General features: G+C 59.7%; 1 protein-coding gene. It reads left to right on the forward strand.

Going from position 1 to position 1,036, the window contains the following annotated elements:
- Positions 1-96 precede the first annotated feature (96 nt).
- Positions 97-1,036, forward strand: a 940-nt coding sequence (locus tag GV827_RS23170) for an IS256 family transposase (RefSeq protein ID WP_164356698.1), incomplete at its 3' end; no start/stop codon positions are given.

Below are 1,036 nucleotides of genomic sequence, written 5' to 3' on the forward strand. Positions count from 1 at the left end.
GAGATATAGCTAAAAGTTGGTGATGGCCCCTGAGGGGCGGCATATCATGGCGTTGTTCACGCGCCGCAATTCTCGTCTGAGAAAAGGATATGCCACATGAGGACAAATACCATTACCCAGCTGCCCGATCCACAGGGATTTTCACCTGATCCACTGACGGACCTGCTGCGATCGGGTGCGCAGCGACTGATCGAGCAAGCGGTTGAGGCCGAACTTGCCGTTCTGCTGGAGGCCTATGCATCTGAGAAAACGGATGATGGCCGCGCTCGGCTGGTGCGCCCCGGCCACTTGCCGGAACGCGAGATTCTTACCGGGATCGGCGCGGTGCCGGTCAAAGTGCCGCGCCTGCGGGACCGAGGCGACGGTGCGGAGAAAGTGCGTTTCACGTCAGCGATCCTGCCACCCTATTTGCGCAAAGCCAAATCCATCGAAGAGCTGCTGCCCTGGCTGTACCTCAAAGGCATCTCCACGGGGGACTTCCAAGAGGCTCTGGCGGCGCTGCTCGGGCCGAATGCTGCGGGCTTGTCATCCACAACTATATCGCGGCTCAAAGCCGACTGGTGGGACGAGTATGACCGATGGCAGCGCCGTGATCTCAGCACACGGCGGTTCGTCTACATCTGGGCGGACGGCGTCTACTTTCGACCACGCATGGCTGAGGAAAAACAATGCGTTCTGGTGTTGATCGGGGCGGACGAGTGGGGTCGCAAAGAGATCATCGGCCTCGCCGATGGCTACCGCGAAAGCACCCAAAGCTGGCGAGAGTTGCTGCTTGATCTGCAGCGGCGCGGACTGACCCATGCCCCTGATCTTGCCATCGGGGACGGTGCTTTGGGGTTCTGGCATGCGCTGCGCGAGGTCTTTGGTGCCACGCAAGAACAACGTTGCTGGTTCCACAAAACCGGCAATGTTCTGAACGCGATGCCGAAGTCCGTTCAGGCCAAAGCAAAGGGTCATTTGCATGACATTTGGCAGGCCGAGACCCGCGTGGATGCCGAGGCGGCCTTTGATTTCTTCGTCGCAACCTACGGCGTGA

The sequence above is a fragment of the Sulfitobacter sediminilitoris genome (assembly GCF_010667575.1).
GTDB classification, from domain to species: domain Bacteria; phylum Pseudomonadota; class Alphaproteobacteria; order Rhodobacterales; family Rhodobacteraceae; genus Sulfitobacter; species Sulfitobacter sediminilitoris.